Annotated in this window: 23 protein-coding genes; 12 read left to right on the forward strand and 11 right to left on the reverse strand. The window is 70.8% G+C overall.

Annotated elements, in window-relative coordinates; genetic code table 11:
* Window positions 1-14: 14 nt before the first annotated feature.
* Genes DJ017_RS05310 through DJ017_RS05325 form a run of 4 tightly spaced genes read right to left on the reverse strand, consistent with a single transcriptional unit; the run spans window position 15 to window position 6,225 of the window.
* Window positions 15-1,907 (reverse strand): acetyl/propionyl/methylcrotonyl-CoA carboxylase subunit alpha, encoded by a 1,893-nt coding sequence (locus DJ017_RS05310; protein WP_111527730.1) that lies wholly within the window; start codon window positions 1,905-1,907, stop codon window positions 15-17.
* 15 nt (window positions 1,908-1,922) lie between these two features.
* Complete coding sequence (locus DJ017_RS05315) at window positions 1,923-2,891, reverse strand: DUF3667 domain-containing protein (protein ID WP_111527731.1); 969 nt, start codon at window positions 2,889-2,891, stop codon at window positions 1,923-1,925.
* 4 nt (window positions 2,892-2,895) lie between these two features.
* Complete coding sequence (locus DJ017_RS05320) at window positions 2,896-4,488, reverse strand: carboxyl transferase domain-containing protein (RefSeq protein WP_111527732.1); 1,593 nt, start codon at window positions 4,486-4,488, stop codon at window positions 2,896-2,898.
* 48 nt (window positions 4,489-4,536) lie between these two features.
* Complete coding sequence (locus DJ017_RS05325; protein WP_111527733.1) at window positions 4,537-6,225, reverse strand: AMP-binding protein; 1,689 nt, start codon at window positions 6,223-6,225, stop codon at window positions 4,537-4,539.
* A 95-nt stretch (window positions 6,226-6,320) separates the two neighbouring features.
* On the opposite strand from DJ017_RS05325, the gene DJ017_RS05330 reads away from it, so the two are divergent.
* The 3 genes from DJ017_RS05330 to DJ017_RS05340 are packed head-to-tail and all read left to right on the forward strand — an operon-like array spanning window position 6,321 to window position 9,516.
* The gene (locus tag DJ017_RS05330; RefSeq protein WP_111527734.1) at window positions 6,321-7,472 is read left to right on the forward strand and encodes an acyl-CoA dehydrogenase family protein; all 1,152 of its coding nucleotides are present in this window, start codon (window positions 6,321-6,323) and stop codon (window positions 7,470-7,472) included.
* Between the two features lie 15 nt (window positions 7,473-7,487).
* The gene (locus DJ017_RS05335) at window positions 7,488-8,267 is read left to right on the forward strand and encodes an enoyl-CoA hydratase/isomerase family protein (RefSeq protein ID WP_111527735.1); all 780 of its coding nucleotides are present in this window, start codon (window positions 7,488-7,490) and stop codon (window positions 8,265-8,267) included.
* Window positions 8,268-8,274: 7 nt separating this feature from the next.
* Window positions 8,275-9,516 carry a zinc-binding metallopeptidase family protein gene (locus DJ017_RS05340; RefSeq protein WP_133255386.1) on the forward strand — a complete coding sequence of 414 codons (1,242 nt, stop codon included), beginning with the start codon at window positions 8,275-8,277 and terminating at the stop codon, window positions 9,514-9,516.
* Here DJ017_RS05340 and DJ017_RS05345 read toward each other — a convergent pair.
* Window positions 9,513-10,337 carry an enoyl-CoA hydratase-related protein gene (locus DJ017_RS05345; RefSeq protein ID WP_111527737.1) on the reverse strand — a complete coding sequence of 275 codons (825 nt, stop codon included), beginning with the start codon at window positions 10,335-10,337 and terminating at the stop codon, window positions 9,513-9,515. The two genes, DJ017_RS05340 and DJ017_RS05345, sit on opposite strands and share 4 nt — an antisense overlap.
* A gap of 92 nt (window positions 10,338-10,429) precedes the next feature.
* Between DJ017_RS05345 and DJ017_RS05350 the strand changes: the two genes are divergently transcribed.
* From DJ017_RS05350 to glcF, 3 genes are read left to right on the forward strand one after another with little or no spacing between them, the layout of a single operon-like run.
* The gene (locus DJ017_RS05350; RefSeq protein WP_111527738.1) at window positions 10,430-11,917 is read left to right on the forward strand and encodes an FAD-linked oxidase C-terminal domain-containing protein; all 1,488 of its coding nucleotides are present in this window, start codon (window positions 10,430-10,432) and stop codon (window positions 11,915-11,917) included.
* Complete coding sequence (gene glcE, locus DJ017_RS05355; RefSeq protein ID WP_227000030.1) at window positions 11,917-13,086, forward strand: glycolate oxidase subunit GlcE; 1,170 nt, start codon at window positions 11,917-11,919, stop codon at window positions 13,084-13,086. Before DJ017_RS05350 ends, glcE begins: the two co-directional genes overlap by 1 nt.
* Window positions 13,087-13,088: 2 nt before the next feature.
* Window positions 13,089-14,375 (forward strand): glycolate oxidase subunit GlcF, encoded by a 1,287-nt coding sequence (gene glcF / locus DJ017_RS05360; protein WP_111527739.1) that lies wholly within the window; start codon window positions 13,089-13,091, stop codon window positions 14,373-14,375.
* Between the two features lie 32 nt (window positions 14,376-14,407).
* Here the strand turns inward: glcF and DJ017_RS05365 are convergent, their stop codons facing one another.
* Window positions 14,408-14,638 (reverse strand): hypothetical protein, encoded by a 231-nt coding sequence (locus tag DJ017_RS05365; protein ID WP_111527740.1) that lies wholly within the window; start codon window positions 14,636-14,638, stop codon window positions 14,408-14,410.
* A gap of 148 nt (window positions 14,639-14,786) precedes the next feature.
* Between DJ017_RS05365 and DJ017_RS05370 the strand changes: the two genes are divergently transcribed.
* Window positions 14,787-15,401, forward strand: a complete 615-nt coding sequence (locus DJ017_RS05370) for a glutathione S-transferase family protein (protein WP_111527741.1) — start codon at window positions 14,787-14,789, stop codon at window positions 15,399-15,401.
* A gap of 67 nt (window positions 15,402-15,468) precedes the next feature.
* Window positions 15,469-16,899, forward strand: a complete 1,431-nt coding sequence (locus tag DJ017_RS05375) for an MFS transporter (protein ID WP_111527742.1) — start codon at window positions 15,469-15,471, stop codon at window positions 16,897-16,899.
* Here the strand turns inward: DJ017_RS05375 and DJ017_RS05380 are convergent.
* The 4 genes from DJ017_RS05380 to DJ017_RS05390 form a co-directional block, all read right to left on the reverse strand.
* On the reverse strand, window positions 16,896-18,452 hold the full coding sequence (locus DJ017_RS05380; protein ID WP_111527743.1) for a long-chain-fatty-acid--CoA ligase: 1,557 nt from the start codon (window positions 18,450-18,452) through the stop codon (window positions 16,896-16,898). The genes DJ017_RS05375 and DJ017_RS05380 overlap by 4 nt on opposite strands.
* Before the next feature lie 74 nt (window positions 18,453-18,526).
* Window positions 18,527-18,661, reverse strand: coding sequence for a hypothetical protein (locus tag DJ017_RS20940; protein ID WP_264371479.1), 135 nt, complete (start codon window positions 18,659-18,661; stop codon window positions 18,527-18,529).
* Between the two features lie 68 nt (window positions 18,662-18,729).
* Window positions 18,730-20,115 (reverse strand): hypothetical protein, encoded by a 1,386-nt coding sequence (locus DJ017_RS05385; RefSeq protein WP_111527744.1) that lies wholly within the window; start codon window positions 20,113-20,115, stop codon window positions 18,730-18,732.
* Window positions 20,112-20,387: a metal-sensitive transcriptional regulator gene (locus DJ017_RS05390; protein WP_111527745.1), complete on the reverse strand. Its 276-nt coding sequence runs from the start codon at window positions 20,385-20,387 to the stop codon at window positions 20,112-20,114. The genes DJ017_RS05385 and DJ017_RS05390 overlap by 4 nt, the downstream gene beginning before the upstream one ends.
* A 101-nt stretch (window positions 20,388-20,488) precedes the next feature.
* Between DJ017_RS05390 and DJ017_RS05395 the strand changes: the two genes are divergently transcribed.
* From DJ017_RS05395 to DJ017_RS05410, 4 genes are all read left to right on the forward strand, one after another.
* On the forward strand, window positions 20,489-22,834 hold the full coding sequence (locus DJ017_RS05395; protein ID WP_111527746.1) for a heavy metal translocating P-type ATPase: 2,346 nt from the start codon (window positions 20,489-20,491) through the stop codon (window positions 22,832-22,834).
* Window positions 22,835-22,845: 11 nt separating this feature from the next.
* Window positions 22,846-23,196: a DUF3147 family protein gene (locus tag DJ017_RS05400; protein ID WP_111527747.1), complete on the forward strand. Its 351-nt coding sequence runs from the start codon at window positions 22,846-22,848 to the stop codon at window positions 23,194-23,196.
* 101 nt (window positions 23,197-23,297) lie between these two features.
* Entirely contained in the window at window positions 23,298-23,951 is a 654-nt protein-coding gene (locus tag DJ017_RS05405) for a helix-turn-helix domain-containing protein (RefSeq protein ID WP_111527748.1), read from the forward strand.
* A 95-nt stretch (window positions 23,952-24,046) separates the two neighbouring features.
* Window positions 24,047-24,421, forward strand: a complete 375-nt coding sequence (locus DJ017_RS05410) for a response regulator (RefSeq protein ID WP_111527749.1) — start codon at window positions 24,047-24,049, stop codon at window positions 24,419-24,421.
* A gap of 74 nt (window positions 24,422-24,495) precedes the next feature.
* Here DJ017_RS05410 and hemN read toward each other — a convergent pair whose 3' ends face one another.
* The gene (gene hemN / locus DJ017_RS05415) at window positions 24,496-25,872 is read right to left on the reverse strand and encodes an oxygen-independent coproporphyrinogen III oxidase (protein WP_111527750.1); all 1,377 of its coding nucleotides are present in this window, start codon (window positions 25,870-25,872) and stop codon (window positions 24,496-24,498) included.
* Between the last annotated feature and the right edge of the window lie 18 nt (window positions 25,873-25,890).

Below are 25,890 nucleotides of genomic sequence, written 5' to 3' on the forward strand. Positions count from 1 at the left end.
GCAGCCCGCGAGGGCTAGGCGCTCTCCAGCACCGCCAGGACGGCGCCTTCCACCACCTGGGCGCCGACCGCCGCCGAAAGCTCGGCGACCTTGCCGTCGAACGGGGCGGCGAGGGCGTATTCCATCTTCATGGCTTCGAGGGTGAGCAGGGTCTGGCCCTTGGTCACCTGATCGCCGGCCTTGACCTGCACCGCGGTGACCTTGCCCGGCATGGGCGCGCGGACCTGGGCCTCGCCGTCGCCGCCCTCGGCCGCATCGGCGCTCGGCGGATGGTCGGAGAAGGCGAAGGCCTCGCCGGCCTCGAAGACCACGATGTGGTTGTCGTCGGTGATCAGGACCGAACGCGGCTGCAGGTCCTCCGCCGCCCTGGCCATGACCGAGCGGCCGTTCAGGAACAGGCGCACGGCGTTGGCCGGCTCGGCGTTCAGGCGGAAGCCGGCGAGCTCGCGCCAGGGCGAGGGCTGGGGTTCGGCCACCGCGTCCTCGACCGCCAGCATGGCCCCGCCGGCCGCGGCGGACAGGGCCGCGGCGCTGGGCTCCGGCTCGGCGGTGAGGGTGTCGAGGTTGCGTTCGATGAAGCCGGTGTCGACGTCGCCGGCGATGAAGTCCGGGCTCTCGAGGCAGCGGCCGAGGAAGCCGGCGTTGGTCTTCACCGGGAACACCTCGACCTCGTCGCAGGCCTCGCAGAGCTCGGTGATCGCGCCCTCGCGGGTCGGGGCGTAGGCGATCAGCTTGGCGATCATCGGATCGTAGAAGGGGGTGACCTCGCCCTCCTCCTCCACGCCCGGATCGACGCGCACGCTGACCGGCAGGCGGAAGTGCTCGAGCCGGCCGGTGGACGGCAGGAACTTTCCGCCGGCGGTGGCCTCGGCGTAGAGGCGGGCCTCCACCGCATGGCCGGTCAGGCGGATCTCGTCCTGGCGCAGGGGCAGGGGCTCGCCGGCGGCGACGCGCAGCTGCCATTCCACGAGGTCGAGGCCGGTGACCATCTCGGTGACCGGATGCTCCACCTGCAGGCGGGTGTTCATCTCCATGAACCAGATGCGGTCCGGCTTCAGGCCCTCGCTGGCGTCGGCGATGAACTCGACGGTGCCGGCCCCCACATAGCCCACGGCCTGGGCGGCCTTGACCGCCGCGGCGGTGACGGCGGCGCGGGTCGCCTCGTCCATGCCGGGCGCGGGCGCCTCCTCGATGACCTTCTGGTGGCGGCGCTGCAGCGAGCAGTCGCGCTCGAACAGGTGGACAGTCTCGCCGGTGCTGTCGGCGAACACCTGGACCTCGATGTGGCGCGGCCGGGTGACATAGGTCTCCAGCAGCACGCGGTCGTCGCCGAAGGCGGCCTTGGCCTCTCGGCGGGCGCTCGTCAGCGCGTCGGCGAAGTCCTCGGCGCGGTCGACCCGGCGCATGCCCTTGCCGCCGCCGCCGGCCACCGCCTTGATCAGCACCGGGAAGCCGATGCGGGCGGCCTCGCGGGCGAGCGTCTCCGGGCTCTGGTCCTCACCGAGATAGCCCGGCGTCACCGGCACCCCGGCCTTGTCCATCAGCGCCTTGGCGGCGTCCTTCAGGCCCATGGCGCGGATCGCGGCAGGCGGCGGACCGACCCAGATCAGGCCCGCGGCGGTCACCGCCTCGGCGAATTCGACGTTCTCCGACAGGAAGCCGTAGCCCGGATGGATCGCCTCCGCGCCGGCGGCTTTCGCCGCGGCGATGATCTTCTCCGGGACGAGGTAGCTCTCGCGCGCCGCGGCCGGGCCGATGCAGACCGCCGCGTCGGCCTCACGCACGTGCAGGGCCTCGGCGTCGGCCTCCGAATAGACGGCCACCGTGGAGAGCCCGAGGCGGCGCGCGGTGGCGAAGACGCGGACGGCGATCTCGCCGCGGTTGGCGACCAGCAGGGATTTGAACATCGCGGTCTTGGGTCCTCAGTGCATGGTCGCCAGGCCCACCATCACCAGGGCGCCGATGAGGACGGCGACGGCGACGGAGGAGCCGAAGAACAGGAAGGTCATGCGCGCCAGCGTCCCGACGACGCCGCTGCGGTAGGTGCCGCGCATGTGGAAGAAGAGGTGGACCGGCGCCAGCCACAGGATCTGCCAAGCCGCGTCGGTGAGCATGCCGAGCAGGAAGCCGGCCGTCACCAGCAGCCCCTGGAACGACAGGGAGTGCATCGAGAAGATCAGGTGGTCGAAGACGTAGACGTCCTTCTTGAAGGCGAAGGCGAGCGTCAGCAGCAGGGCGGCGACCGGCAGCATCAGGACCGCGAAGCGGTGGCCCCACTGTTCCACCGCGGTCATCAGCGCCTCAGGGTCTTCCAGGGCGTGCTTCACCTTGGCCGTCCAGTAGGCGTTCGTGCCCTTGTCGGCCGTGATGTCGAGGTTGATGTCCTTGGCTTGGAGGTGCGTGGCCTTCTCGCCCAGCGCCGACTCCAGGTTGGCCTTCTGCTCGGGCGTCAGCTTGGCCTGCACCTGCGGGTCGCCCAGCGTCGCCAGCTTGAACTTCTGGTGCGAGGCGCCGAGGTTCAGGCCGCCGGCGAAGAACACCAGCAGCAGCACCACGAGGAACAGCCGGAACGGCGGGATCTGCGAGGCCCGGTGCCCGTCGAGGTAGTCGCGGGTCAGCTGGCCGGGCTTGAGGAACAGCCGGGGCAGGGTCTGCCAGAAGCGGCCGTCGAAGTGGGTGAGGCCCTCGACGGCCTCGGCGGCCAGATGCCAGATGGAGCGATGGAACGCCTCGCCCTTCTGGCCGCAGGCATGGCACCAGGGTCCCTGCAGGGGCGTGCCGCAGTTGGGGCAGGGCGTTCCTGGCGGCAGGGCGTGCTTGGAGGCGCGGCCGATCTCGCCGGCGATGGCGTCGGCGGTGGCGGCGTCGAGTTCGGGAGCGCCCAGACCCATCGACCTACATCCGGAAGACGCCGAAGCGCGTCTCGGGAACCGGCGCGTTCAGCGAGGCGGAGATGGAGAGGCCGAGCACGTCGCGGGTCTGGGCCGGGTCGATGACCCCGTCGTCCCACAGGCGCGCGGTGGCGAAGTAGGGATTGCCCTCGTCCTCGTACTTCTGGCGGACGGGCGCCTTGAAGGCTTCCTCCTCCTCGGGGCTCCACTTGCCGGCGTCGCGGTGCACGGTCGCCAGCACCGAGGCGGCCTGCTCGCCGCCCATCACCGAGATGCGGCTGTTGGGCCAGGTCCACAGGAAGCGCGGCGAATAGGCCCGGCCGCACATGCCGTAGTTGCCGGCCCCGAACGAGCCGCCGATCAGGACGGTGAACTTCGGCACATTGGCGCTGGCGACGGCGGTGACCAGCTTGGCGCCGTCCTTGGCGATGCCGCCGGCCTCGTACTTGCCGCCGACCATGAAGCCCGAGATGTTCTGCAGGAAGACGAGCGGGATCTTCCGCTGGCAGGCGAGCTCGATGAAGTGGGCGCCCTTCAGCGCGCTCTCGGAAAAGAGGACGCCGCTGTTGGCGAGGATCGCCACCGGGTAGCCCCAGATCCGCGCGAAGCCGGTGACCAGGGTGGTGCCGTAGAGCGGCTTGAACTCGTGGAACTCCGAGCCGTCGACGATCCGGGCGATCACCTCGCGCACCTCGTAGGGCGCGCGCACGTCGGTCGGCACGATGCCGTAGAGCTCTTCCGGATCGTAGGCCGGCGGCCGGGCCTCGGCGAGGTCGAGGTCGACGCGCTTCACGGTGTTCAGGTTGGCGACGATCGAGCGGACGATCGAGAGCGCGTGCTCGTCGTCGTTCGCCACGTGGTCGACCACGCCGGAGCGGCGGCCGTGGGTGTCGGCGCCGCCGAGCTCCTCCGCCGAGATGACCTCGCCGGTCGCGGCCTTCACCAGCGGCGGGCCGCCGAGGAAGATCGTCCCCTGGCCCTTCACGATGACGGTCTCGTCGCTCATCGCCGGGACGTAGGCGCCGCCGGCGGTGCAGGAGCCCATCACGCAGGCGATCTGGGCGATGCCCTCGGCGCTCATCCGCGCCTGGTTGTAGAAGATGCGGCCGAAGTGCTCGCGGTCGGGGAAGACCTCGGCCTGGTGCGGCAGGTTCGCGCCGCCGCTGTCCACCAGATAGACGCACGGCAGGCGGTTCTGCAGGGCGATCTCCTGGGCCCGCAGGTGCTTCTTCACCGTGATCGGGTAGTAGGCGCCGCCCTTCACCGTGGCGTCGTTGGCGACGATCATCACCTCGCGGCCGGAGACGCGGCCGATGCCGGTGATGATGCCGGCCGCGGGGGCCTCGTCGTCGTGCATGCCGAAGGCGGCGAGCTGGCCGACCTCCAGGAACGGCGCGCCGGGATCGAGCAGGCGCATCACCCGGTCGCGCGGCAACAGCTTGCCGCGGCTCTCGTGGCGGTCGCGCGAGGCCTTGGGCCCGCCCAGCGCCGCCTCGCCAGCCCGCTGGCGCAGCTCCTCGACGAGGGCGCGGTTGACCTTCTCGTTCGTCGCGAAGCCGTCGGCGCTGGGGTCGACGGTCGTGGCGAGCTTCCTCATTCGCAAATATCCCCGATCAGGCCCCCGCGCGGCCGGAGCCGCCGCGCGCTAGGCGGTCTTTTCCAGCACAAGGTCGAGTTCTGCAATCATTGCCTCGCGCATGGCGAACTTTTGCACCTTGCCCGTGACCGTCGTGGGGAAAGATTCCACGAACTTCACGTACCGTGGAATCTTGTAGTGGGCGATCTGGTCCTTGCAGAAGGCTCGCACCTCGTCCTCCGTCAGCGCGGCGCCGGGCCTGACCACGATCCAGGCGACCAGCTCCTCGCCGAAGCGGGTGTCGGGCACGCCGACCACCTGCACGTCCTGGACGGCCGGGTGGCGATAGAGGAACTCCTCGATCTCGCGGGGATAGATGTTCTCGCCGCCGCGGATGACCATGTCCTTGATGCGGCCGACGATGTTGCAGTAGCCGCCCTCGTCGATGGTCGCGAGGTCGCCGGTGTGCATCCAGCCGGCGCGGTCCAGGGCTTCGGCGGTGCGCTCCGGATCGTCCCAGTAGCCGAGCATCACCGAATAGCCGCGGGTGCAGAGTTCGCCCGGCTCGCCGCGCGGCACGATGCGGCCCTCGAGATCGACGACCTTCACCTCCAGGTGTGGCTGGATGCGGCCGACGGTCGAGACCCGCCGCTCCAGCGGATCGTCGGTCGAGGACTGGAAGCTGACGGGCGAGGTCTCGGTCATGCCGTAGGCGATGGTCACCTCCGGCATGTGCATCCGGGAGACCACCTCTTTCATCACCTCGATGGGGCAGGGCGAGCCGGCCATGATGCCGGTGCGCAGGGACGAGAGGTCGAAGCGCCCGAACTCGGCATGGCCCAGCATGGCAATGAACATGGTCGGTACGCCGTAGAGCACGGCGCAGCGCTCCGCCTCGACGGTCTGAAGCACCGCGAGGGGCTCGAAGGCCTCGGCCGGATAGACCACGCAGGCCGCGTGGGTCAGGCAGCCCAGGTTGGCCATCACCATGCCGAAGCAGTGGTAGAGCGGCACCGGCGCGCAGAGCTTCTCGCCCGGCTGCAGGCCGATCGCCTCGCCGACGAAGAAGCCGTTGTTGAGGATATTGTGGTGGCTGAGCGTGGCGCCCTTCGGAAAGCCGGTGGTGCCGCTGGTGAACTGGATGTTGATCGGATCGTCGAACTGCAGGCGTGCGCCGATCTCGGCGAGGCGTGCGCGGTGTTGGTCGCCGCCGGCCGTCAGGACCTCGGCGAAGGGCAGGCAGCCGGCGTGCGCCGCCTCGCCAAGCGTGATGACGAGCGTCAGGTGCGGCAGCCGCCGGGCGGCAAGCCGCCCGGGTTGGGCGCCGGCCAGCTCGGGGGCGAGCTCGCGCAGCATGCCCACATAGTCGCTGGTCTTGTGGCTGGGCGCCGTGATCAGCGCGCGGCACGCCACCTTGTTGAGCGCGTACTCGGCCTCGCTCGTCCGATAGGCCGGGTTGATGTTCACGAGGATGAGCCCGGCCTTGGCGGTGGCGTACTGGGTGACCAGCCATTCCCAGCAGTTGGCGGCCCAGATCCCGATCCGGTCGCCGGGCTCCAGCCCCAGCGCCAGCAGGCCGGCGGCGAACGCGTCGACCCGGTCCTTCAGCTCGGCGTAGGTCCAGCGGATCTGCTGATGGCGCGAGATCAGCGCCGGCCGGTCGGGATGGCCCGCCGCCACGGCGTCGAAATAGGCCCCGATCGTCTGGCCGATCAGCGGCCTGTCGCTCACCCCGCTCACGTACGAGAGCTCGGGCATGGCGTTCCTCCCCTTGTTGGTCGCCAGCCTATCCCAGCCCTCAGCGCCCGCGAAGGGTTGGCTCCCCCAGCGGCAGGCGCCATTGATGCCGGCGCATGAGCGAAACCTTCCCTGAAATCCGCGACGCGGTGCGCAAGCTCTGCGCCCGTTTCCCCGGCCAGTACTGGCGCGAACTCGACCGCGAGCGCGCCTATCCCACCGAATTCGTCCGGGCCCTGACCGAGGCCGGCTTCCTCTCGGTGCTGATCCCGGAGGAGTACGGCGGCTCGGGGCTGGGCCTTCGCGCCGCGACGGCGGTGCTGGAGGAGATCCACCGCTCGGGCTGCAACGGCGGCGCCTGCCATGCCCAGATGTATACCATGGGCACCATCCTGCGGCACGGCAGCCCGGCGCAGAAGGAAGCCTACCTGCCGAAGATCGCCACGGGCGAGCTGCGCCTCCAGGCCTTCGGCGTTACCGAGCCCGACGCCGGCACCGACACCACCCGCATCACCACCTTCGCGAAGAAAGTGGGGGACAAGTACGTGGTCTCGGGCCGCAAGATCTGGATCAGCCGGGCCGAGCACTCCGACCTGATGGTCCTGCTCTGCCGCACCACGCCGCGCGACCAGGCGAAGAAGCCGTCCGACGGCATGAGCGTGCTGATCGTCGACATGAAGCAGGCCGTCGGCGCCGGTCTGACCATCCGGCCCGTGCGGACCATGCTGAACCACGCCACCACCGAGCTGTTCTTCGAGGACCTCGAGGTGCCGGCCGAGAACCTGGTCGGCGAGGAGGGCAAGGGCTTCAAGTACATCCTCGACGGCATGAACGCCGAACGGATCCTGATCGCCAGCGAGTGCATCGGCGACGCGAGGTTCTTCATCGACCGCGCCTCCGCCTACGCCAAGGAGCGCAAGGTCTTCGGCCGCCAGATCGGCGAGAACCAGGGCGTCCAGTTCCCGATCGCGCGGGCCTATGTGCAGATGACCGCCGCCGCCCACATGGTCGACGACGCCGCCGCCAAGTTCGAGGCCGGCGTTCCCTGCGGCGCCGAGGCCAACATGGCCAAGCTCACCGCCTCGGAGGCGAGCTGGTACGCGGCCGACATGTGCTTGCAGACCCACGGCGGCTTTGGCTTCGCCGAGGAGTTCGACATCGAGCGCAAGTTCCGCGAGACGCGCCTCTACCAGGTGGCGCCGATCTCCACGAACCTGATCCTTTCCCACGTGGCCACCCACGTCCTCGACCTGCCCAAGTCATTCTAGGCCGAAGAGCTTCTGATGCCCGAGACCCTCAAGATCAGCGAGCCCGCGCCCGGCGTCGTCGTCGTGGCGTTCAACCGGCCGGACGTCGCCAACGCCCTCTCCACCCAGATGGGCCTGGAGCTCCTGGAGACCTGGGCCGCGCTCAAGACCCGCGCCGACGTGCGCTGCGTGGTGCTGACCGGCGAGGGCCGCCACTTCCAGGCCGGGGCGGACCTGAAGGAGCGCAACGGCATGACCGACGAGGCCTGGGCCGAGCAGCACAGGATCTTCGAGGCCATGATCCGCGCCCAGCTCGCCGTCGACGTGCCGGTGATCGCCGCGGTCAACGGGGCGGCCATGGGCGGCGGCTGCGAGATGACGCTCGCCTGCGACTTCGCCTACGCCGCCGACAATGCGCGCTTCGGCCTGCCCGAGGTGGGACTCGGCATCATGCCGGGGCTCGGCGGCACCCAGCTCCTGACCCGCCAGGCCGGCGAGCGGCGGGCGATCGAGATCCTCACCACCGGCCGGCCGCTCACCGCCGAGGAGGCGCGCGAGGCCGGCATCGTCAACAAGGTGGTTCCGGCCGACCAGCTGATGGCCGCGGTGCTGGAGACCGCCCAGAAGATCGCGGCCAACGCGCCGCTGTCGGTGAAGGCGCTCAAGCACGTGGTCCACGAGGGCGCCGCCATGGACCTCGCCGCCGCCATGGAGCTGGAGCTCTCGCACTATAACCGGCTGTTCAAGACCGCCGACCGCCGCGAGGGCGTGGCGAGCTTCAACGAGAAACGGACGCCGGCCTTCAAGGGGGAGTGATGCGGCGATGGGTTGGACGCGGCGAGCGGTGGGAGCGGCCGGCTTCGGCCTGGCGGCGTCGGCGGCCGTGAGCGCCCGGGCCGCCGCCGATCCGCTGTCCGGCGCGGCCCTCTACGCCGACGTGAAGGCCTATGCGGCCCTCGGCGAGCACCGGACCGGCACGGCCGGCGACCAGGCCTGCACGGCGTGGCTCGAACGGGCCCTGAAGCGCGAGGGCTATGCGGTCGAGCGCCAGGGCTTCGACTATCCGGTGTTCGACCTCGAGGCCGCGACCGTCACGGTCGATGGGGCGAGCGTTCCGGCCTTTCCGCTCTGGACGCCGGCGGCGGGGCAGGCGTCGGCGCGGATCACGGCCGAGCCGGCCCGCGGCGCGATCGCGGTGCTGCGCTTCCCGTTCGGCACGGGCCACGCCCTCGAGGTCTCCCAGGCCTGGCGCAAGCCGGTCGAGGCCGCCATCGCGGCCGGCGCCAGCGGCGTGGTGGCGGTCACGGAGAACCCGCTTGGCGAGCTCGTGGCCTTCAACTGCGCCCCCAAGCAGCCGGCCTGGCCGGTTCCGGTGGTGGCGGTCGCCGCCCGCAGCGCCGCCCTCCTGGCGACTGGATCTGAGGGCCGCATCTCGATAGCCGGCGCGATGCGTCAGGGCCGCGCCGAGAACCTGGTCGCCCGACGTCCGGGAACGGGCAAGCCGCTGATCGTCTCGACGCCCAAGAGCGGCTGGTTCGAATGCGCCGGCGAGCGGGGCTCGGGGATCGCGATCTGGCTCGGCCTCGCGCGCCGCCTGGCGGCCACGGACCGCAACCTCGTCTTCATGGCCGCCTCGGGCCACGAGTTCGACGGCTACGGCGGCCATCTCTTCGCCGAGCATCTGGCGCCCGGGCCCGCGGAGGCGCGCGGCTGGGTGCACATCGGCGCCAATGTGGCGAGCTACGACTTCGCCCTCGCGGACGGCAGGATCACCCGCCTCGACCATCCGCAGGTCAGCCGCCTGGCGGCGGCGAGCGAGGCCCTGCTGCCGGTGGCGCGCAAGGCCTTCGCGGGCCAGCTCAAGTACGAGGCGCCGATCGACATCGACAAGGAGCGCGCGCCCGGCGAGATCGCCGAATACCAGCGGCGCGGCTACGCGCCGCTCTTCAGCCTCGTCGGCAGCCACGTCCTGCACCACACCCGCCGCGACCTGCCCGACGTGACCTCGCCGGCGATGCTGGAGCCGGTCGCCCGCGGCCTTGCGGCGGTGGTCGAGGCGATCTAGTCGCCGCCCTTGGTGCGGTAGTCGCCGAAGTCGCCGTCGCGGGCGTCCAGCGCCTGGCGGACGCCGTCGCGGAAGCGGGCGAAGGTCTCGCGGCTGGAGGGCGTGGTGAGGGCCAGCGCCTGGATCTCGGTGCCGGCGCGGATGGCTGCGCGCAGGCCCATGATCTCCATCGCCCGGTGCACCGAGCGCTTGTTCATCTGCTGCACGTCGGTGGGGATCTTGGCGACGCGTTCGGCCATGGCCAGCACCTCGGCCTCCAGCCGCTCGGCGGGGAAGGCGCGGTTGGCGAAGCCGACGCGGACGGCCTCTTGGCCGTCGATGGCGTCGCCGGTCAGCATCATCTCCATGGCGGGCCTGAGGCCGCAGAGCCAGGCGTGGAACTGGTTGTCCGGCGGGCTCATCATGCGCACCGGCGGGTAGCCGATCTGGGCGTCTTCGGCGACGTAGACCAGGTCGCAGGCGGTCGCGAGCTCGGAGCCGCCCGCCAGGCACCAGCCGTGGACCTGGGCGATGACCGGCTTAGCCAGGTCCCAGATCCGGAAGCAGCCCTCGACCACGTGGCGGGCCCACTGGCCGGCGCCCGCCGCGGTCTGAAAGGGGTAGGGCTCGGCCGCGCCGCCGCCGAGATCGTAGCCGGCCGAGAAGCACGCCCCGGCGCCCCGCAGGATCATCACCCGGATCTGCGGATCGCGGTCGGCGGCCTCCAGTCCCTCGAGCAGCTGGGCCCGCAGGCTGTTGGAGAGGGCGTTGCGCTTCTCCGGCCGGTTCAGCGTGAAGCGCCGCACGTGCGGCGCGGGTTCGTCGACGAGCAGGATGTCCATGGCCGTCCTCCCTTTTGCCCGAGCTTGCGCCGATGTCGCGGCGGCAGGGAAGCGCTGGAGCCGCGGCGCCCTTTCGCGCTAGTCAGGGCGGGATGAAGATGCCCGTCCCGGACGCCGACCTGATCGCCCGCAAGGGGGAGATCGTGAGGGCGCTGCGCAAGATCGTGCCCGGCGAGGGAGTGGTCGCCGACCCCGACGGGCTGGTCCCCTTCGAGTCGGACGGCCTCTCGGCCTATCGGCAGACGCCGATCGCGGTGGTGCTGCCCGAGACCACGGAGCAGGTCAGCCATGTGCTCAAGTGGTGCCAGGCCAACGGGGTCAAGGTGGTGCCGCGCGGCGCCGGCACCTCGCTCTCCGGCGGCTCCCTGCCGCTCACCGACGGCATCGTGCTCGGCATGGCCAAGTTCAACCAGATCCTGGAGGTGGACTACGCCAACCGCTGCGCGGTGGTTCAGCCGGGGGTGACCAACCTCGCCATCACCGGCGCGGTCCAGGCGCAGGGCTTCTATTACGCGCCCGACCCCTCCAGTCAGATCGCCTGCACGATCGGCGGCAACGTGGCCGAGAACTCCGGGGGGGTGCACTGCCTGAAGTACGGCCTGACGACCAACAACCTGCTCGGCGTCGAGATGGTGCTGATGGACGGCGAGGTCGTGCGCCTCGGCGGCCGCGGCTACGACGCCGCCGGCTACGACCTCCTGGGCCTGGTCACGGGTTCCGAAGGCCTGCTGGGCGTCGTCACCGAAGTCACGGTGCGCATCCTGCCGACCCCACCGGTGGCCAAGGCCCTGCTGCTCGGCTTCCCCTCGGTGGAGGCGGCCGGCGCGACGGTCGGCGACATCATCGCCGCGGGGGTCATCCCGGCCGGCCTGGAGATGATGGACAAGCCCGCGATCCAGGCCGCCGAGGCCTTCGTCCACGCCGGCTACCCGACCGAGGCCGAGGCCCTGCTGATCGTCGAATTGGACGGTCCGGAGGCCGAGTGCGCCGAACTGGCCGGCCACGTGAAGGCCCTGGCCCAGGCGCGCGGCGCCGACTTCATCCGCGTCAGCCGCGACGAGGCCGAGCGTCTCGCCTTCTGGGCCGGGCGCAAGGCGGCCTTCCCGGCGGTCGGGCGGCTCTCGCCGGACTATTACTGCATGGACGGCACCATCCCGCGCCGCCAGCTGCCGCAGGTCCTCACGCGCATCAACGCGCTCTCCCGCCAATACGGCCTGGGCGTCGCCAACGTCTTCCACGCCGGCGACGGCAACCTGCACCCGCTAATCCTCTACGACATCGAGAAGGACGGCGAACTCGAGAAGGCCGAGGCCTTCGGGGCTGACATCCTCAAGCTCTGCGTCGAGGTCGGCGGAGTGCTGACCGGCGAGCACGGCGTCGGCGTCGAGAAGCGGGACCTGATGGGCGAGATGTTCGACGACACCGACCTCGCCTGCCAGCAGCGGGTCAAGTGCGCCTTCGATCCCGACGCCCTGCTCAACCCCGGTAAGGTCTTCCCGGTCCTGCACCGCTGCGCCGAGCTCGGCCGCATGCACGTGCACCGCGGCAAGATCGCCTTCCCCGAGCTTCCCAGGTTCTGATGCTCGACACCCCCACCCGCATGGAGACGCCGGGCACGCCCGAAGAGGTGCTGGAGATCCTCGCCGACTGCGCCGCCAAGGCGCGGCCGATCGAGGTCATGGGCGGCGGCACCAAGCGCGGCGTCGGCCGCGTCGAGGGCGCGGTCCTGACGCTCAGCACCAAGGCGCTGGACTCCGTGCTCGACTACCAGCCGGAGGAGCTGGTGCTCACCGCCCGGCCGGGCGCCGGGCTTGCGGATCTGGAGCGGCTGGTGACGTCCGAGAACCAGATGCTGCCGTTCGAGCCGCCGAGCCTCGTCAAGCTGCTCGGAGCCAAGGGAGAGCCGACCCTCGGCGGCGTGCTGGCCGCCAATCTGTCCGGCCCGCGCCGCGTGCGCGCCGGGGCGGCCCGCGACCACCTGCTGGGCTTCTCCGCGGTCAGCGGCCGCGGCGAGGTCTTCAAGGCCGGGGGCAAGGTGGTGAAGAACGTCACCGGCTATGACCTCTCCAAGCTGATGGCCGGCTCCTGGGGAACGCTGGCGGTGCTGACCGAGGTGACCATCAAGGTGCTGCCGCGGGCCAAGACCGAGGCGAGCCTGCTGGTCTTCGGCCTCGACGACCGACGGGCGATCCAAGCCATGTCGCGGGCGCTGAACGCGCCGGTCGAGGTCTCGGGCGCGGCGCACCTGCCCCTCGCGGTCGCCGCCCGGCCGCCGCTCGCGGCCCAGATGCCGGTGACAGTGCTCAGGCTCGAAGGTTTCGAGGCCTCGGTCGCCGCGCGGGTGGAGAGCCTGGCCGAGGCTCTGCGCGAATTCGGCCGGGTCGACCGGCTCGATGCGGAGCACTCGCGCGAGTTCTGGGCCCAGGTGCGCGAGGTGGATGCCTTCCAGGCCGACCCGCGCCCGCTGTGGCGCGTCTCGGTCCCGCCGGCCGCCGGCTGGCGTATCGGCGAGGCCCTCTCCGACGTGGTGTACGACTGGGGCGGCGGGCTCGTCTGGGCGCTGTCCGACGATGCTTCGGCGGTGCGCCGGGCGGCCCGTTCGGCCGGCGGCCACGCCACTCTCTATCGCGGCCAGGCCGAGGCGACCGCGTTCGAGCCGCTGGACGGCGCGCTCGCGGCCCTGACGGCGCGGGTCAAGGCGGCGTTCGATCCGCAGGGGATCCTCAATCCCGGCCGGACGGGGATCTGACCATGCGCACCCACTTCAGCCCAGAACAGCTCGCCGATCCCGACTACGCCCGGAGCCAGCAGGCGCTGCGCAAATGCGTGCACTGCGGCTTCTGCACGGCCACCTGCCCGACCTATGTGCTGACCGGCGACGAGCGTGACAGCCCGCGCGGCCGCATCGAGCTGATCCGCACCATGCTGGAGAAGGGCGGGCGCCCGACCAAGGAGATGGTCACCCACGTCGACCGCTGCCTGTCGTGCCTGGCCTGCACCACCACCTGCCCGTCGGGCGTCGACTACGCCCAGCTGATCGGCCACGCCCGGGCCTACATCGAAGACCATCACCGGCGTCCCCCCTGGGAGCGGCTGCTGCGCTGGTTGATCCCGGCGGTGATGACCAACCCGCATCGGTTGAAAGCCGCGCTGGCCCTCGGCCGTTCGGTCCAGCACCTGGAGCCCTGGTTCCACCGCCTGCGCCTGGGTCCGATCGCCGCCCTGCTGCGGCTCGTTCCGTCGCCGATGAAGCCGCCCCGCGGCCCGGGGACCTATCCCGCCGTCGAGGCGCGGCGCGGGCGGGTGATCCTGCTGCAGGGCTGCGTCGAGCCGGCCATGGCGCCGCAGGTCCGGGAGGCCGCCGTCCGCCTGCTGGCGCGGGCGGGCTACGACGTCGTGCTGGCCGCCGGCGAGGGCTGTTGCGGGGCCCTGTCGGAGCACCTCGGCCGCACCGAAGAGGCGCGCGGCATGGCCCGCAAGAACGTGCTCGCCTGGGGCCATGTGGCGCCCGACGCCATCGTCACCACCGCGGCCGGCTGCGGCACGACGCTGAAGGCCTACGGCCACCTGCTCGGTGAGGCCGGCGCGCCGGTGGCGGCCAAGGCCCGCGACATCCTGGAGTTCCTGGCCGAGGTCGGCCTGCCGCCGCTCGCCGACCGGCCGCGCCTCAGCGTCGCCTATCACGCGCCCTGTTCGCTGCAGCACGGCCAGAAGGTGACGACGGCGCCGGCGCGGCTGCTCGCGGAGGCCGGCTTCGACGTGCGCGCGGTCCCGGAGGGGCACCTCTGCTGCGGCTCGGCCGGGGTCTACAACATCCTGCAACCGGAGTTCGCCAACCAGCTTCGCGACCGCAAGGCGGCCAACATCGTGCGGACCGGCGCGCTGGTCGTGGCCGCCGGCAATGTCGGCTGCATAGCCCAGATCGCGCCCGCGGTGCAGGCGCCGGTGGTCCATCCGGTGGAGTTGCTGGACTGGGCGACGGGCGGCCCCAGGCCGGCGTCGCTCGATCAGGTGGTGGCCGGCGCGGCCCGCACCTGATCTCGCGCGCTCAGGGTGGCCTCAGGTCGGGCTCAGTAGGCCGCGCAGGCGTCCGCCAGGCCCTTGTCGGCCGGGATCGGGGCTTCCGCCGCGCCCGCGCCGCCGGGCGGTCGACGCGAACTCACGAAATGGCCGAAGCCGGGCGGGAACCGCCGGCCTTTGGGGCCCATCGGGTGCTTGGAGAGGGACCGGAGGCGCTCGAGCAGATCCTCGAGACTTTCGCTCGATCCCGTGAGGTCGGGTTTCAGCTGCCGGTACGTCATGGGACGGCGTTATGCCATTTTCCGCGACACAACGCCACAGTTAACAGGCTCGTAACTTTCTGACTTGGCCACACGTTTCGGTGATTCGTTTGACCGACGCGACGGCGCCCTCCTACGGTCCCCCACTCAAATTGAGAGGGGAAACACCATGAAGCTCCATCAGTCCGTCGGCCCGAACCCGCGCGTCGTGAAGATGTTCATCGCCGAGAAGGGCGTGGACGTGCCGCGCGTCGAGGTGGACCTCATGGGCGGCGAGAACCGCCAGGACCCCTACAAGGGCAAGAACCCGGCCGGCCAGACGCCCTGCCTGGAGCTCGACAACGGCGCCTATCTCTCCGAGATCACCGCCATCTGCGAGTACCTCGAGGAGAAGCACCCGACCCCTGCGCTGATCGGCTCCACCCCGGAAGAGCGGGCGCAGACCCGCATGTGGACCCGTCGGGTGGACCTGAAGATCTGCGAGCCCATGGCCAACGGCTTCCGCTTCGCCGAGGGCCTGCCGCTGTTCAAGGACCGCATGCTGACCGTGCCGGAGGCCTCCCCCGGCCTGAAGGCCATGGCCAAGGACGGCGAGCAGTGGCTGGAGAGCCAGTTCAAGGGGCCCTGGATCTGCGGCGATCGCTTCAGCCTCGCCGACATCCTGCTGTTCGGCTTCATCGACTTCGGCTTCCAGGTGGGCCAGCCGCTGGACCCCGGCTTCGCCAAGCTGACCGACTGGTACAACCGCGTGAAGGCGCGCCCGAGCGCGGCCGCCAGCGCCTGATCCCCGGCTGACGTCGGCGGGCGGGCTTCCGGGATACGGCTCCCGGGTCTAGGGGTTTTCCGAACCCATGCAGACGCCCGCCTCCGACACCGACGCGCAGGCCTCGCCGGCGACGCCCGACGGCCTGCCGATCCCGCGCCGCTACTGGTCCATGGCCACCATCTGGCTGGCCATGGCCATGTCGGTGCTGGACGGGGCCATCGCCAACGTGGCCCTGCCGACTATCGCGCGCGAGCTGAACGCCAGCGCCGCCTCTTCGATATGGATCGTCAACGCCTATCAGCTGGCGATCACCGTCACCCTGCTGCCGCTGGCCGCGCTGGGCGACAAGCTGGGCTACCGGCGCGTCTACATGGCGGGCCTGGCGGTCTTCACGGCCGGCTCACTCGGCTGCGCCCTCTCGCACACCCTGACCGAGCTCACCGCCGCGCGCGTGCTGCAGGGCCTGGGCGCGGGCGGCATCATGAGCATCAACGCCGCCCTGGTGCGCTTCACCTATCCCAAGCGCCTGCTCGGCCGGGGCATCGGCCTCAACGCCCTCGTCATCTCGATCTCCGCCGCCATCGGCCCGACGGTCGCTTCGGCGATCCTGTCGGTGGCCTCCTGGGAGTGGCTGTTCGCGATCAACGTCCCGATCGGCGCGGTGGCCATCGCCATCGCCTCGCGCGCCCTGCCGCGGACCGTCGGCTCGGGCAAGCGGATGGACTTCGTCGCCGCCGGCCTCAACGCCGTGGCCTTCGGCTTCCTGATCCTCGGCGCGGAAAGCGTCGTGCGCGAGGGGCTGGCGATCGGCCTCGCCAAGCTGGCCGTCGGCGCCGTGGCGCTCGTGATCCTCATCCGCCGGGAATTCGGCCGCCCGGCGCCGCTGGTGCCGCTGGACCTCCTGGCGATCCCGATCTTCGGCCTGTCGATCGCCACCTCGGTGGTCTCGTTCGCGGCGCAGATGCTGGCCTACGTCTCCCTGCCCTTCTACTTCCAGACCGTGCTCGGCCACTCGGCGGTGCAGACGGGTTTCCTGATGACGCCCTGGCCGCTGGCCGTCGGCGTCGCCGCGCCCCTGGCTGGACGCCTCGCCGACCGCTTCCCGGCCGGCCTGCTGGGCGGGATCGGACTTGGCCTGCTCGCCGTCGGCCTCGCCTTCCTGTCCAACCTCCATCCCGGCGCGCCGGACTGGCAGATCGTCTGGCGCATGGCGCTCTGCGGCCTGGGTTTCGGCTTCTTCCAGTCACCGAACAACCGGGCGATGCTCTCGTCCGCCCCGCTGCACCGCTCGGGCGCGGCGGGCGGCATGCTGGCCACCGCGCGCCTCCTCGGCCAGACCGCGGGCGCGCTCGCCGTCGCGGTCTTCTTCCACCTGGCCGGAACCCACGCCACGACGCTGGCCCTGATGAGCGCGGCGGGGGTGGCTGCCCTCGCGGCTTGCGTCAGCCTGCTTCGCCTGCGGATCGCGCCAAGCGCCCCGCGCGAGGAGGTCGGGCCGGTGGTCGCCGGTTCTTAGCCCACCATCCGGTCGCGGCCTTCCCAGTAGGGCTTGCGCAGCTCGCGGCGGAGCACCTTGCCGGACGGGTTGCGGGGCAGGGCGTCGATGAAGTCCACCGACTTCGGGGCCTTGTAGGCGGCGATCCGCTGGCGGGCCCAGGCGATGATCTCCTCGGGTCGGGGATCGGCGCCGGGCGCGCGGACGACGATCGCTTTCACCGCCTCGCCCCAGCGAGCGTCGGGCACGCCGATGACCGCGGCGTCGGCGACGCCGGGGCAGCCCAGGATCGCGTTCTCCACCTCGGCCGGATAGACGTTCTCACCGCCCGAGACGATCATGTCCTTCACCCGGTCGTGGACGAAGAAGAACCCGTGCTCGTTGCGGTAGCCGGCGTCGCCGGTGCGCAGCCAGCCCTCGGGTGTGACGGTCTCGGCGGTGGCCTCGGGCCGGTTCCAGTAGCCGGCCATGACGATCTCGCCGCGGATGGCGATCTCGCCGATCTCGCCGGGCCCGACCTCGCGGCCCCCGTCGTCCATGATCGTCACCTCGAGGGTCGGCCAGGGCTTGCCGCAGGAGCGCAAGAGCTCGCCCTCGTGGGCGTCGGGCGGCAGGTAGGAGCCGGCGCCCGTGGTCTCGGTCATGCCGTAGAACTGGATGAAGCCGCAGCCGAACCGCTGCTTGGCCTCGGCCAGCAGCGCCTCGCTGATCGGCGAGGCGCCGTAGGCGATGGTCTTCAGGGCGGAAAAGTCCGCCGATGCGATCTCCGGCTGCTGCAGCAGCATGTTGATCATAGCCGGGGCCAGGAAGATGTGGGCGACCCGCTCCTCCTGCATCGTGCGCAGCACCTCGGCCGGCTTGAACTCCGGCATGACGATCACCCGCCCGCCGGCCGCCAGGCCCGCGAAGCTGATGTTGGTCCCGGCCACGTGGAACAGCGGCATGACGATCAGCACCGTGTCGTCGGCGCCGTAGTCGAAGCCCTCGACCTGCGTCCGCAGCTTCAGGAAGGCGGCGTAGTTGGCGTTGTTGAGCCGCACGCCCTTGGGCAGGCCGGTAGTGCCGGAGGTGTAGAGCTGCAGCACGTCGTCGGCGTGGACGGGGGTGTGCGCCGGGCCGGCGGGGGCGGCGTCGCGCAGCGCCTCGTAGCTCTCGATCCCCGGCCGGCTGTCGCCGACCCCGATCAGGCGGATCGGCCGGTCGACCTGGCTGACCACCTCCTGCGCCACGTCGAAGAAGTCCGGGGTGACGAAGAACAGGTCCGCGCCGCTGTCCTTCAGGATGAAGGCGATCTCCGGCGGGGCGAGGCGGCTGTTGATCGGCGCCAGGCAGGCGCGCGCCCGCGCCGCGCCGAAGAAGATCTCGAAGAACGCTTCCGAGCCCCGGCCCAGCCATGACACCCGGTCGCCCGGCTTGACCCCGGCGGCGGCCAGGAGGCCCGCCACCCTGTCGGCGCGGCGATCGAGTTCGGCGTAGGTGAGGGTGCGGCCCTCGACCTCGACCGCCGGCTTGTCGCCGAAGGCGTTGGCCTGGGCGGCGGGGATGTCGGCCAGGATACGGATCGCGTCGCTCATGACGCGACGCTAGCTCAGCACCCTCCATGCGCCAACGGCGCCTTTGGGTGAGGCTCCGGCCTGGCCTCGAAGGCTCAGGCCGGCGGGTCCTGGTTCACCTCGCCACGAGGCCTCGGGCCCACCGGGGTCGGGATGCGGTGCTTGATGCGGCGGACCTTCACGACCGTGAAGTTCGGCGTGGGGCGCACTGCGCGGTGCAGCGACGTCATGGCTCTCCTCTCCATGCTGACGCTGCGAAAAAGCGGGGTCGGCGGAAGGGTTCCGCCGGCCCGCCGTCTCAGTGCAGTTTGAGCCGCACGAAGCCCATGGCGCCCCCGGGCTCTGACCGGCCGTAGAGCGCCTTCAGTTCGCCGGGGACGAAGTTGACCGCATAGAGGCCGCCGAGGCCGACGCTCACGTGCTCGCTGACTGGGAAGTCGCGGACCGCGCCGAGCGACACCTTGCCGACGGTGAAGGTGGGGCCGTGGTGGCCGCCCGTGAACACCAGCTCGTCGGTGTCGATCCGCTCCGCGCGGCCGAAGACGGTCCAGGCCGGGTTCAGCCTGACGGCGCTCTCCAGGGCGAAGGCGTCGAGGTCCTGGTGCTCGGCGCTGCGGCGGCCCCAGGCGGCGGTGGTGGACCACCAGCCGTCCGCGCCGAACGGCACAGTGTAGATGGCGCTGGCCGACCACTTGCGCACATCGGTGTCCGGATCGAGTTGCTCGGGGCTCTTCACGTCCGCCCACGAGGCCTGCAGGGACCAGTTCGCCGTCGGATTGTAGGAGAGGCGCAGGGCCGTGGAGTCGAGCGTCGCGTGCTCGATGTCGAAGCGGTGCTCGTCCGGTTCGCGACCGCGGAAGCGTGAGGCCTCGACCTTCCAGTTGTCGTGCACATAGCCGGCGGTGACGACGCCGAAGACGATGTGGGTGGAGTCCAGCCAGTGGTGGCTGATCGGCGCCTCCGGACTGTCCATGATCGACGCCCGGTGCATGAAGGCCGGCGGCCCGAACGCTGGCTCGCCCGGCAGGCCCGCGTAGAGGAAGACGCTGTCCTTTTCCGTCAGGCGATAGGCGTAGGCGCCCGAAAGCTCCATGAAGAGGTCGTGCGGGTGCTGGCGGTCGACGAGCGGCGTCACGCCGTCCGCCGTCTCGCCGGTGGCGAGCAGCTCCGGATAGCCGCGCTTGCCCATGAACGGGTCGGGACTCAGCATCGCCCGAAACTGCAGCGTGCCATGGTCGCCGATCTCGCGGCGCGCCGAGCTCATGATCATGCCGGAGACGAAGCCCTTGTCGTCGCCGCGGGGACCGTCCTGCCACGAGTAGACGCCGTCGATCGTGGCGTGGGCCATGACCATCCACGGGCCGTACATCAGGTGCAGGCCCTCATGGGTCGAGGCGTCCGGCTGCCAAGAGGTGCCGGAGGCCTCCCGCGTCATGGCGTAGGAGCCGAGCGCGCCCTGGCTCATGGCGTGGCCGGCGTGCGTCATGCCGGGCATTTCGTCCATCTCGCCCATGTCCATCTTCGAATGGTCCATCTGGGAATGGTCCATCTGGGAATGATCCATGTCGGGCCGATCCATCCCGGAGTGCTCCATGGGGGGCGCCGCCTGCTGGTTCGTGGGCTGGGCCATGGCCGGAGCGGCGAGAAGGGCCAGGGCGGCGGTGGTGGCGAAGAGGCGCGTCATCGGTTGGTTCGCTCCAGAAGCTCGATCAATTCGGCGGCTTTCCTGCGCTGTTCTTCCCTGTCCCCGCTGACGATCGCCCCCTCGATGCAGTGGCCGAGGTGGTCCTTGAGAAGCTCGTGCTCCACCTTCTGGAGGGCCGCCCGCACCGCCTGGACCTGGGTCAGGATGTCGATGCAGTAGCGGTCCTCCTCGACCATGCGGGCGATGCCCCGCACCTGGCCTTCCACGCGTTTGAGGCGATTGAGCAGCCCCGGTTTGTTGTCGCGCTTCATGGGCGGAAGTCCTTCTCGTCAGCGGCTCGGAACATATACCCCCGCCGGGTAATTGCAAGATGCCCCCATGGGGTATATCTCTCCGGGCCGGGAGAATGCGAATGTCCGATCACGCCCACCATCACCACGACCACGCCGCGCCGGCCGACGACGGCAAGACGGCGACCGATCCGGTCTGCGGGATGAAGGTCAACCCGAACACCACGCCCCATCACGCCGAGCACGCGGGCGAGACCTTCCATTTCTGCTCCAACGGCTGCCGGACCAAGTTCGAAGCCGACCCCGTGAAATATCTCGAGAAGGAGAGCCGTCCGGCCGAGCCGCCGCCGCCTGCCGGGACCATCTACACCTGCCCGATGCACCCGCAGATCCGCCAGGAAGGGCCGGGTTCGTGCCCGATCTGCGGCATGGCGCTCGAGCCGGAGCTGATCACCGCCGACGCCGGACCGAACCACGAGCTGGCCGACATGAGCCGGCGGTTCTGGATCGGCCTCGTGCTCACGGTTCCGGTGTTCGCGCTGGAGATGGCCGGCCACTTCCTCGACCTGCACCGCTACCTCTCGCCCACCGCATCGAACTGGATCCAGTTCGCGCTCTCGACGCCTGTGGTGCTGTGGGCGGGCGCTCCGTTCTTCGCCCGCGGCTGGGCCTCGCTGCGGACCCGCAACCTCAACATGTTCACCCTGATCGCCATGGGCGTGGGCGTGGCCTGGCTCTACAGCGTGGCGGCGATCCTGGCGCCCGGCGCCTTCCCGCCGGCGTTCCGAGGCATGGACGGCGCGGTGCCGGTCTACTTCGAGGCCGCGGCGGTGATCACCGTCCTGGTGCTGCTCGGCCAGGTGCTGGAGCTGCGCGCCCGCGACCAGACCTCCGGCGCCATCCGCGCCCTCCTCAACCTCGCGCCCAAGACCGCCCGGCGCATCAAGGCCGACGGCTCCGACGAGGAGGTAACGCTCGACCTCATCCAGGTCGGCGACCGCCTGCGCGTGCGACCCGGCGAGAAGGTGCCGGTCGACGGCGTCCTGACCGAGGGCCGCGTCTCCATCGACGAGAGCCTGGTCACCGGCGAATCCATGCCGGTCACCAAGGAGACGGGCGCCCAGGTGATCGCCGGCTCGATCAACAAGACCGGCTCCTTCGTCATGCGCGCCGAGAAGGTCGGCGCCGACACCCTGCTGTCGCGCATCGTCCAGATGGTCGCCGAGGCCCAGCGCAGCCGCGCGCCGATCCAGCGCATGGCCGACCGGGTGTCCGGCTGGTTCGTGCCGGCGGTGATCGCGGTGGCGGTGATCGCCTTCGCCGCCTGGGCGCTGGTCGGGCCGGAGCCGCGCTTCGGCTATGCCCTGGTGGCGGCGGTCTCGGTGCTGATCATCGCCTGTCCCTGCGCCCTCGGCCTCGCCACGCCGATGTCGATCATGGTCGGGGTGGGACGCGGGGCCCACGCCGGCGTGCTGATCAAGAACGCCGAGGCCCTCGAGCGCTTCGAGAAGATCGACACCCTGGTGGTCGACAAGACCGGCACCCTGACAGAGGGGCGCCCGGCGGTCACCCAGATCGCGCCGGCCGCCGGCTTCGACCAGCCGGGCCTCCTGCGCCTGGCCGCCAGCCTGGAGCGCGGCAGCGAACATCCCCTGGCCGACGCCATCCTGCGCGCCGCCCAGGAGCGCAGCCTCGACCTCGCCGAGGCGAGCGACTTCGACTCCCCCGTCGGCAAGGGCGTCACCGGCGTGGTGGAGGGCCGGCGGGTGGCGCTCGGCGGGGCCCGCCTGATGGAGGAGCAGGGCGTCGACCTCTCGCCCCTGGCCGACCGCGCCGAGGCCCTGCGCCGCGAGGGCGCCACCGCCGTGTTCGCCGCCGTCGACGGCCGCCTGGCCGGCGTGCTCGCCATCGCCGACCCGGTGAAGGCCACGACGCCCGAGGCCGTCGCCCAGCTCAAGGCGGAGGGCGTGCGCCTCGTCATGATGACCGGCGACAACCGCACCACCGCGCTCGCCGTCGCCCAGCGGCTCGGCATCGAGGAGGTCGAGGCCGAGGTCCTGCCGGAGGACAAGGCCAAGGTGGTCCAGAAGCTGCGCGCCGAGGGCCGCTCGGTGGCCATGGCCGGCGATGGGGTCAACGACGCCCCGGCGCTCGCCGCCGCCGAGGTGGGCGTGGCCATGGGCGCGGGCGCCGACGTCGCCATCGAGAGCGCCGGCGTCACCCTGCTGAAGGGTGACCTGCAGGGGCTGGTGAAGGCGCGGCGGCTGTCGCAGGCGGTGATGCGCAACATCCGCCAGAACCTGGTGTTCGCCTTCGTCTACAACGTCGCGGGGGTGCCGCTGGCGGCCGGCGTGCTCTATCCAGCCATGAACCTGCTGCTGTCGCCCCAGATCGCCGCGGCCGCCATGGCGCTGTCTTCGGTGAGCGTCATCGGCAATGCGCTGAGGCTGAGGGCGGCGAAGCTCTAGAGGGAGGGCGGATGCTCTATCTGCTGATCAAGGCCGGGATCTCCGGCGTCATCATCGCGGTGGTGTCGGAGGTGGCCAAGCGCAGCCCGGGTTTCGGCGCTCTCATCGCCTCCCTGCCGCTGGTCTCGGTGCTCGGCATGATGTGGCTGTGGCGGGACACGAGCGATCCGGAGCGCCTCGCGGCCCACGCCGGGGCCACCTTCTGGTACGTGCTCCCCTCGCTGCCGATGTTCCTGGCGATCCCGGCCATGCTCCGGCGCGGCATGCCGTTCTGGCCGGCCCTGGGCCTCGGCTGCCTTCTGACCATCGGCCTCTACCTCGCCATGACCTGGGCCGGGCCGCGCTTCGGCCTGAAGTTGTAGGCACGTCCCGCGGTTTACGTAGAAGCCCGTAAGGGTTCGTCCCGAATTTCCCATGACGCGGGTCGAACGTAGCTTCTGGTCATCGAACCGGAGCCGCCGCCATGACCCTCGCCTACCCCTTCGACGACGCCCGCACCTCCATCCAGTCGCAGAACCTGACCGAGGTCATGGATCGCCTGGGCGTGCGCATGACCTTCGCCAAGGACGAGGAAGTCTACGCCCAGGAAGAAGACGCCGACCTGGTCTACCGGGTCGTGTCGGGCGTGGTGCGGACGACCCGCCTGCTCTCCGACGGCCGCCGCCAGGTGGGCGACTTCTACCAGACGGGCGACCTGTTCGGCCTCGAGGTCGGCGCCCAGCACCGCTACTCGGCCGAAGCGCTCTGCGACTGCACCATCCAGGTGGTCAAGCGCTCGTCGCTGAAGGCCCAGGCGGACGAAGGCGAGCTCGACCGGGCGATCTGGGAAGCCACCTGCCGCGACCTCGAGCGGGCCCAGGACCACGTCCTGCTGCTCGGCCGCAAGACCGCCGCCGAGAAGGTCGCCACCTTCCTGATGGACCTCGCCAGCCGCGGCGAGGCCGAGGCCATCGACCTGCCGATGGGCCGCCAGGACATCGCCGACTACCTCGGCCTGACCATCGAGACCGTCTCCCGCATGCTGACCCAGCTGCAGTCCTCCAAGGTCGTCGAATTCGCCTCCTGCCGGCAGTTCCGCGTCCGCAAGTGGGAAGTCCTGGAACGCCTCGCCGCCTAGAGCCTGAAAGCCTGAACCGGAGTTTTTGATCTGGATCAAACCGCCGCCGTGACCGGCCCGCAGGTTGTCCTGGTCCCCGTCAATGGAACAGTGCCGTGGATTCGTTTAGCCCTCGTCCGCTGGTCGTCGTCGTCGATGACGATCCCGCTGTGCGCGGCTCGCTGACCTTCTCGCTTGAGCTCGACGGTTTCGACGTCGAGGCTTTCGAGAGCGGCGAGGCCCTGCTGCTGCGCCAGCTGCCGCACCGGCCGACCTGCCTCGTCCTGGATCAGAAGCTGCCGGGCATCAGCGGGCTGGAAGCCCTGCGCCAGCTGCGCGACCGCAAGGTGAGTTCGCCGGCCATCCTGATCACCAGCCACCCGCACCGGAGCGTGGTCGCCGAGGCCGCCGAGGCCGGGGTGCCGATCGTCGAGAAGCCGCTGCTGGGCGACGCCCTGCTGCGCGACATCCACCGGGCCCTGGACGCCTGACCTGAACTAACCCCGAACCGAATTCATCTGTCGTCTGACTTCGGCCCCGCGGTTCGTCCGCGGGGTCTTTTTCGTCAGAGCGTCTTGGAGTGGCGCTGGGCGTCGGCGACGACGTAGGCGTCGAACACCGCGCAGACCGAACGGACCAGCACGCGGCCGGCGTCGGTGACCGTCAGCTTGGCGCCCGACCAGGCGATCAGCCCGTCCTCGGCGAAGTCGGCCAGCCGGGCGATCTCGCCCCTCAGCTCGGAAAGCTGGCGGCCGTGGCGGGCGCAGACCGCCTCGAGGTCCACGGCGAGGTTGCACATCAGCTGCTCGATGATCTCGCCGCGGAAGCGGTCGTCGGCGGTCAGGGCGACGCCGCGGGCGATCGGCAGGTCGTTCTTCTGCACCGCCGCGCGCCAGGGCAGCTCCTGGGCCACGTTCTGCACGAAGCCCTGCGGCAGCGAGCCGATGGCCGAGGCCCCCAGCCCCAGGAGCGTCTGGGCCGCGTCGGTGGTGTAGCCCTGGAAGTTGCGGTGCAGCCGGCCTTCCTTCAGGGCCACGGCGAGCTCGTCGCCCTCCAGCGCGAAGTGATCGAGGCCGATGCGTACATAGCCTTCCTGCGCCAGCCGCTCGGCGGCGGCCTCGGACTGGTCGAGGCGCTCGGACGGGCCGGGCAGGGCCGCCTCGTCGAGCAATTTCTGGTGCGACTTCATCCACGGCACGTGAGCGTAGCCGAACAGGGCCAGCCGCTCGGGCCTCAGGCGCAGGACGCCGTCGATGGTGGAGAGCGTGTTGGCCACCGTCTGCCGCGGCAGGCCGTACATGAGGTCGAAGTTGATCGAGCGGACGCCCGCCTCGCGCAGCCAGCCGACGCAGGCGGCGATATCCTCGAACGCCTCGATGCGGTTAACCGCCGTCTGGACTTCGGGCGAGAGGTTCTGAACGCCCAGGCTGGCCCGGGTCATGCCGTGGAAGCCCGCCGCCTCGACCCATTCGCGGGTCAGTACCGCCGGATCCAGCTCGGCGGCGATCTCGGCGTCGGGCGCGAAGCGGAACACCGCCCGCAGGGCCGCGAAGATCACCGCCAGGTCGTCGGGCGACAGCATGTTGGGCGTGCCGCCCCCGAAGTGCAGCGCCTCGGCCGTCATCTTGCCCGGCAGCGCCGCCTCGAGCAGCTCGGCTTCCTGCACGAGCAGCTGGACGTAGGCGGCGATCGGGTCGTGGCGGTTCACCGCCCGGGTGTTGCAGCCGCAGTACCAGCAGAGCCGCTCGCAGAACGGGATGTGGACATAAAGCGAAACCGCACGCTCGGTCGGCAGCTCCGCCAGCCAGCGTCGATAGGTCGCCGCGTCCACCTGCGGGGTGAACTGCACGGCGGTCGGATAGCTGGTGTAGCGGGGCGCACGGCCCTCGTACTTGGCGATCAGCTGATCGCGGGACAGCGGGGCGGTAAGCGTGGCGGTCATACTGGGGCCTCTCTCGGC

Source organism: Phenylobacterium soli, assembly GCF_003254475.1.
Taxonomy (GTDB): Bacteria; Pseudomonadota; Alphaproteobacteria; order Caulobacterales; family Caulobacteraceae; genus Phenylobacterium; species Phenylobacterium soli.

What these genes read in the sequence shown, in the direction of transcription:
- DJ017_RS05310 (WP_111527730.1), bottom strand. Translation starts at nt 1,907, where the DNA reads ATGTTCAAATCCCTGCTGGTCGCCAACCGCGGCGAGATCGCCGTCCGC.
- DJ017_RS05315 (WP_111527731.1), bottom strand. Translation starts at nt 2,891, where the DNA reads ATGGGTCTGGGCGCTCCCGAACTCGACGCCGCCACCGCCGACGCCATC.
- DJ017_RS05320 (WP_111527732.1), bottom strand. Translation starts at nt 4,488, where the DNA reads ATGAGGAAGCTCGCCACGACCGTCGACCCCAGCGCCGACGGCTTCGCG.
- DJ017_RS05325 (WP_111527733.1), bottom strand. Translation starts at nt 6,225, where the DNA reads ATGCCCGAGCTCTCGTACGTGAGCGGGGTGAGCGACAGGCCGCTGATC.
- DJ017_RS05330 (WP_111527734.1), top strand. Translation starts at nt 6,321, where the DNA reads ATGAGCGAAACCTTCCCTGAAATCCGCGACGCGGTGCGCAAGCTCTGC.
- DJ017_RS05335 (WP_111527735.1), top strand. Translation starts at nt 7,488, where the DNA reads ATGCCCGAGACCCTCAAGATCAGCGAGCCCGCGCCCGGCGTCGTCGTC.
- DJ017_RS05340 (WP_133255386.1), top strand. Translation starts at nt 8,275, where the DNA reads ATGGGTTGGACGCGGCGAGCGGTGGGAGCGGCCGGCTTCGGCCTGGCG.
- DJ017_RS05345 (WP_111527737.1), bottom strand. Translation starts at nt 10,337, where the DNA reads ATGGACATCCTGCTCGTCGACGAACCCGCGCCGCACGTGCGGCGCTTC.
- DJ017_RS05350 (WP_111527738.1), top strand. Translation starts at nt 10,430, where the DNA reads ATGAAGATGCCCGTCCCGGACGCCGACCTGATCGCCCGCAAGGGGGAG.
- glcE (WP_227000030.1), top strand. Translation starts at nt 11,917, where the DNA reads ATGCTCGACACCCCCACCCGCATGGAGACGCCGGGCACGCCCGAAGAG.
- glcF (WP_111527739.1), top strand. Translation starts at nt 13,089, where the DNA reads ATGCGCACCCACTTCAGCCCAGAACAGCTCGCCGATCCCGACTACGCC.
- DJ017_RS05365 (WP_111527740.1), bottom strand. Translation starts at nt 14,638, where the DNA reads ATGACGTACCGGCAGCTGAAACCCGACCTCACGGGATCGAGCGAAAGT.
- DJ017_RS05370 (WP_111527741.1), top strand. Translation starts at nt 14,787, where the DNA reads ATGAAGCTCCATCAGTCCGTCGGCCCGAACCCGCGCGTCGTGAAGATG.
- DJ017_RS05375 (WP_111527742.1), top strand. Translation starts at nt 15,469, where the DNA reads ATGCAGACGCCCGCCTCCGACACCGACGCGCAGGCCTCGCCGGCGACG.
- DJ017_RS05380 (WP_111527743.1), bottom strand. Translation starts at nt 18,452, where the DNA reads ATGAGCGACGCGATCCGTATCCTGGCCGACATCCCCGCCGCCCAGGCC.
- DJ017_RS20940 (WP_264371479.1), bottom strand. Translation starts at nt 18,661, where the DNA reads ATGACGTCGCTGCACCGCGCAGTGCGCCCCACGCCGAACTTCACGGTC.
- DJ017_RS05385 (WP_111527744.1), bottom strand. Translation starts at nt 20,115, where the DNA reads ATGACGCGCCTCTTCGCCACCACCGCCGCCCTGGCCCTTCTCGCCGCT.
- DJ017_RS05390 (WP_111527745.1), bottom strand. Translation starts at nt 20,387, where the DNA reads ATGAAGCGCGACAACAAACCGGGGCTGCTCAATCGCCTCAAACGCGTG.
- DJ017_RS05395 (WP_111527746.1), top strand. Translation starts at nt 20,489, where the DNA reads ATGTCCGATCACGCCCACCATCACCACGACCACGCCGCGCCGGCCGAC.
- DJ017_RS05400 (WP_111527747.1), top strand. Translation starts at nt 22,846, where the DNA reads ATGCTCTATCTGCTGATCAAGGCCGGGATCTCCGGCGTCATCATCGCG.
- DJ017_RS05405 (WP_111527748.1), top strand. Translation starts at nt 23,298, where the DNA reads ATGACCCTCGCCTACCCCTTCGACGACGCCCGCACCTCCATCCAGTCG.
- hemN (WP_111527750.1), bottom strand. Translation starts at nt 25,872, where the DNA reads ATGACCGCCACGCTTACCGCCCCGCTGTCCCGCGATCAGCTGATCGCC.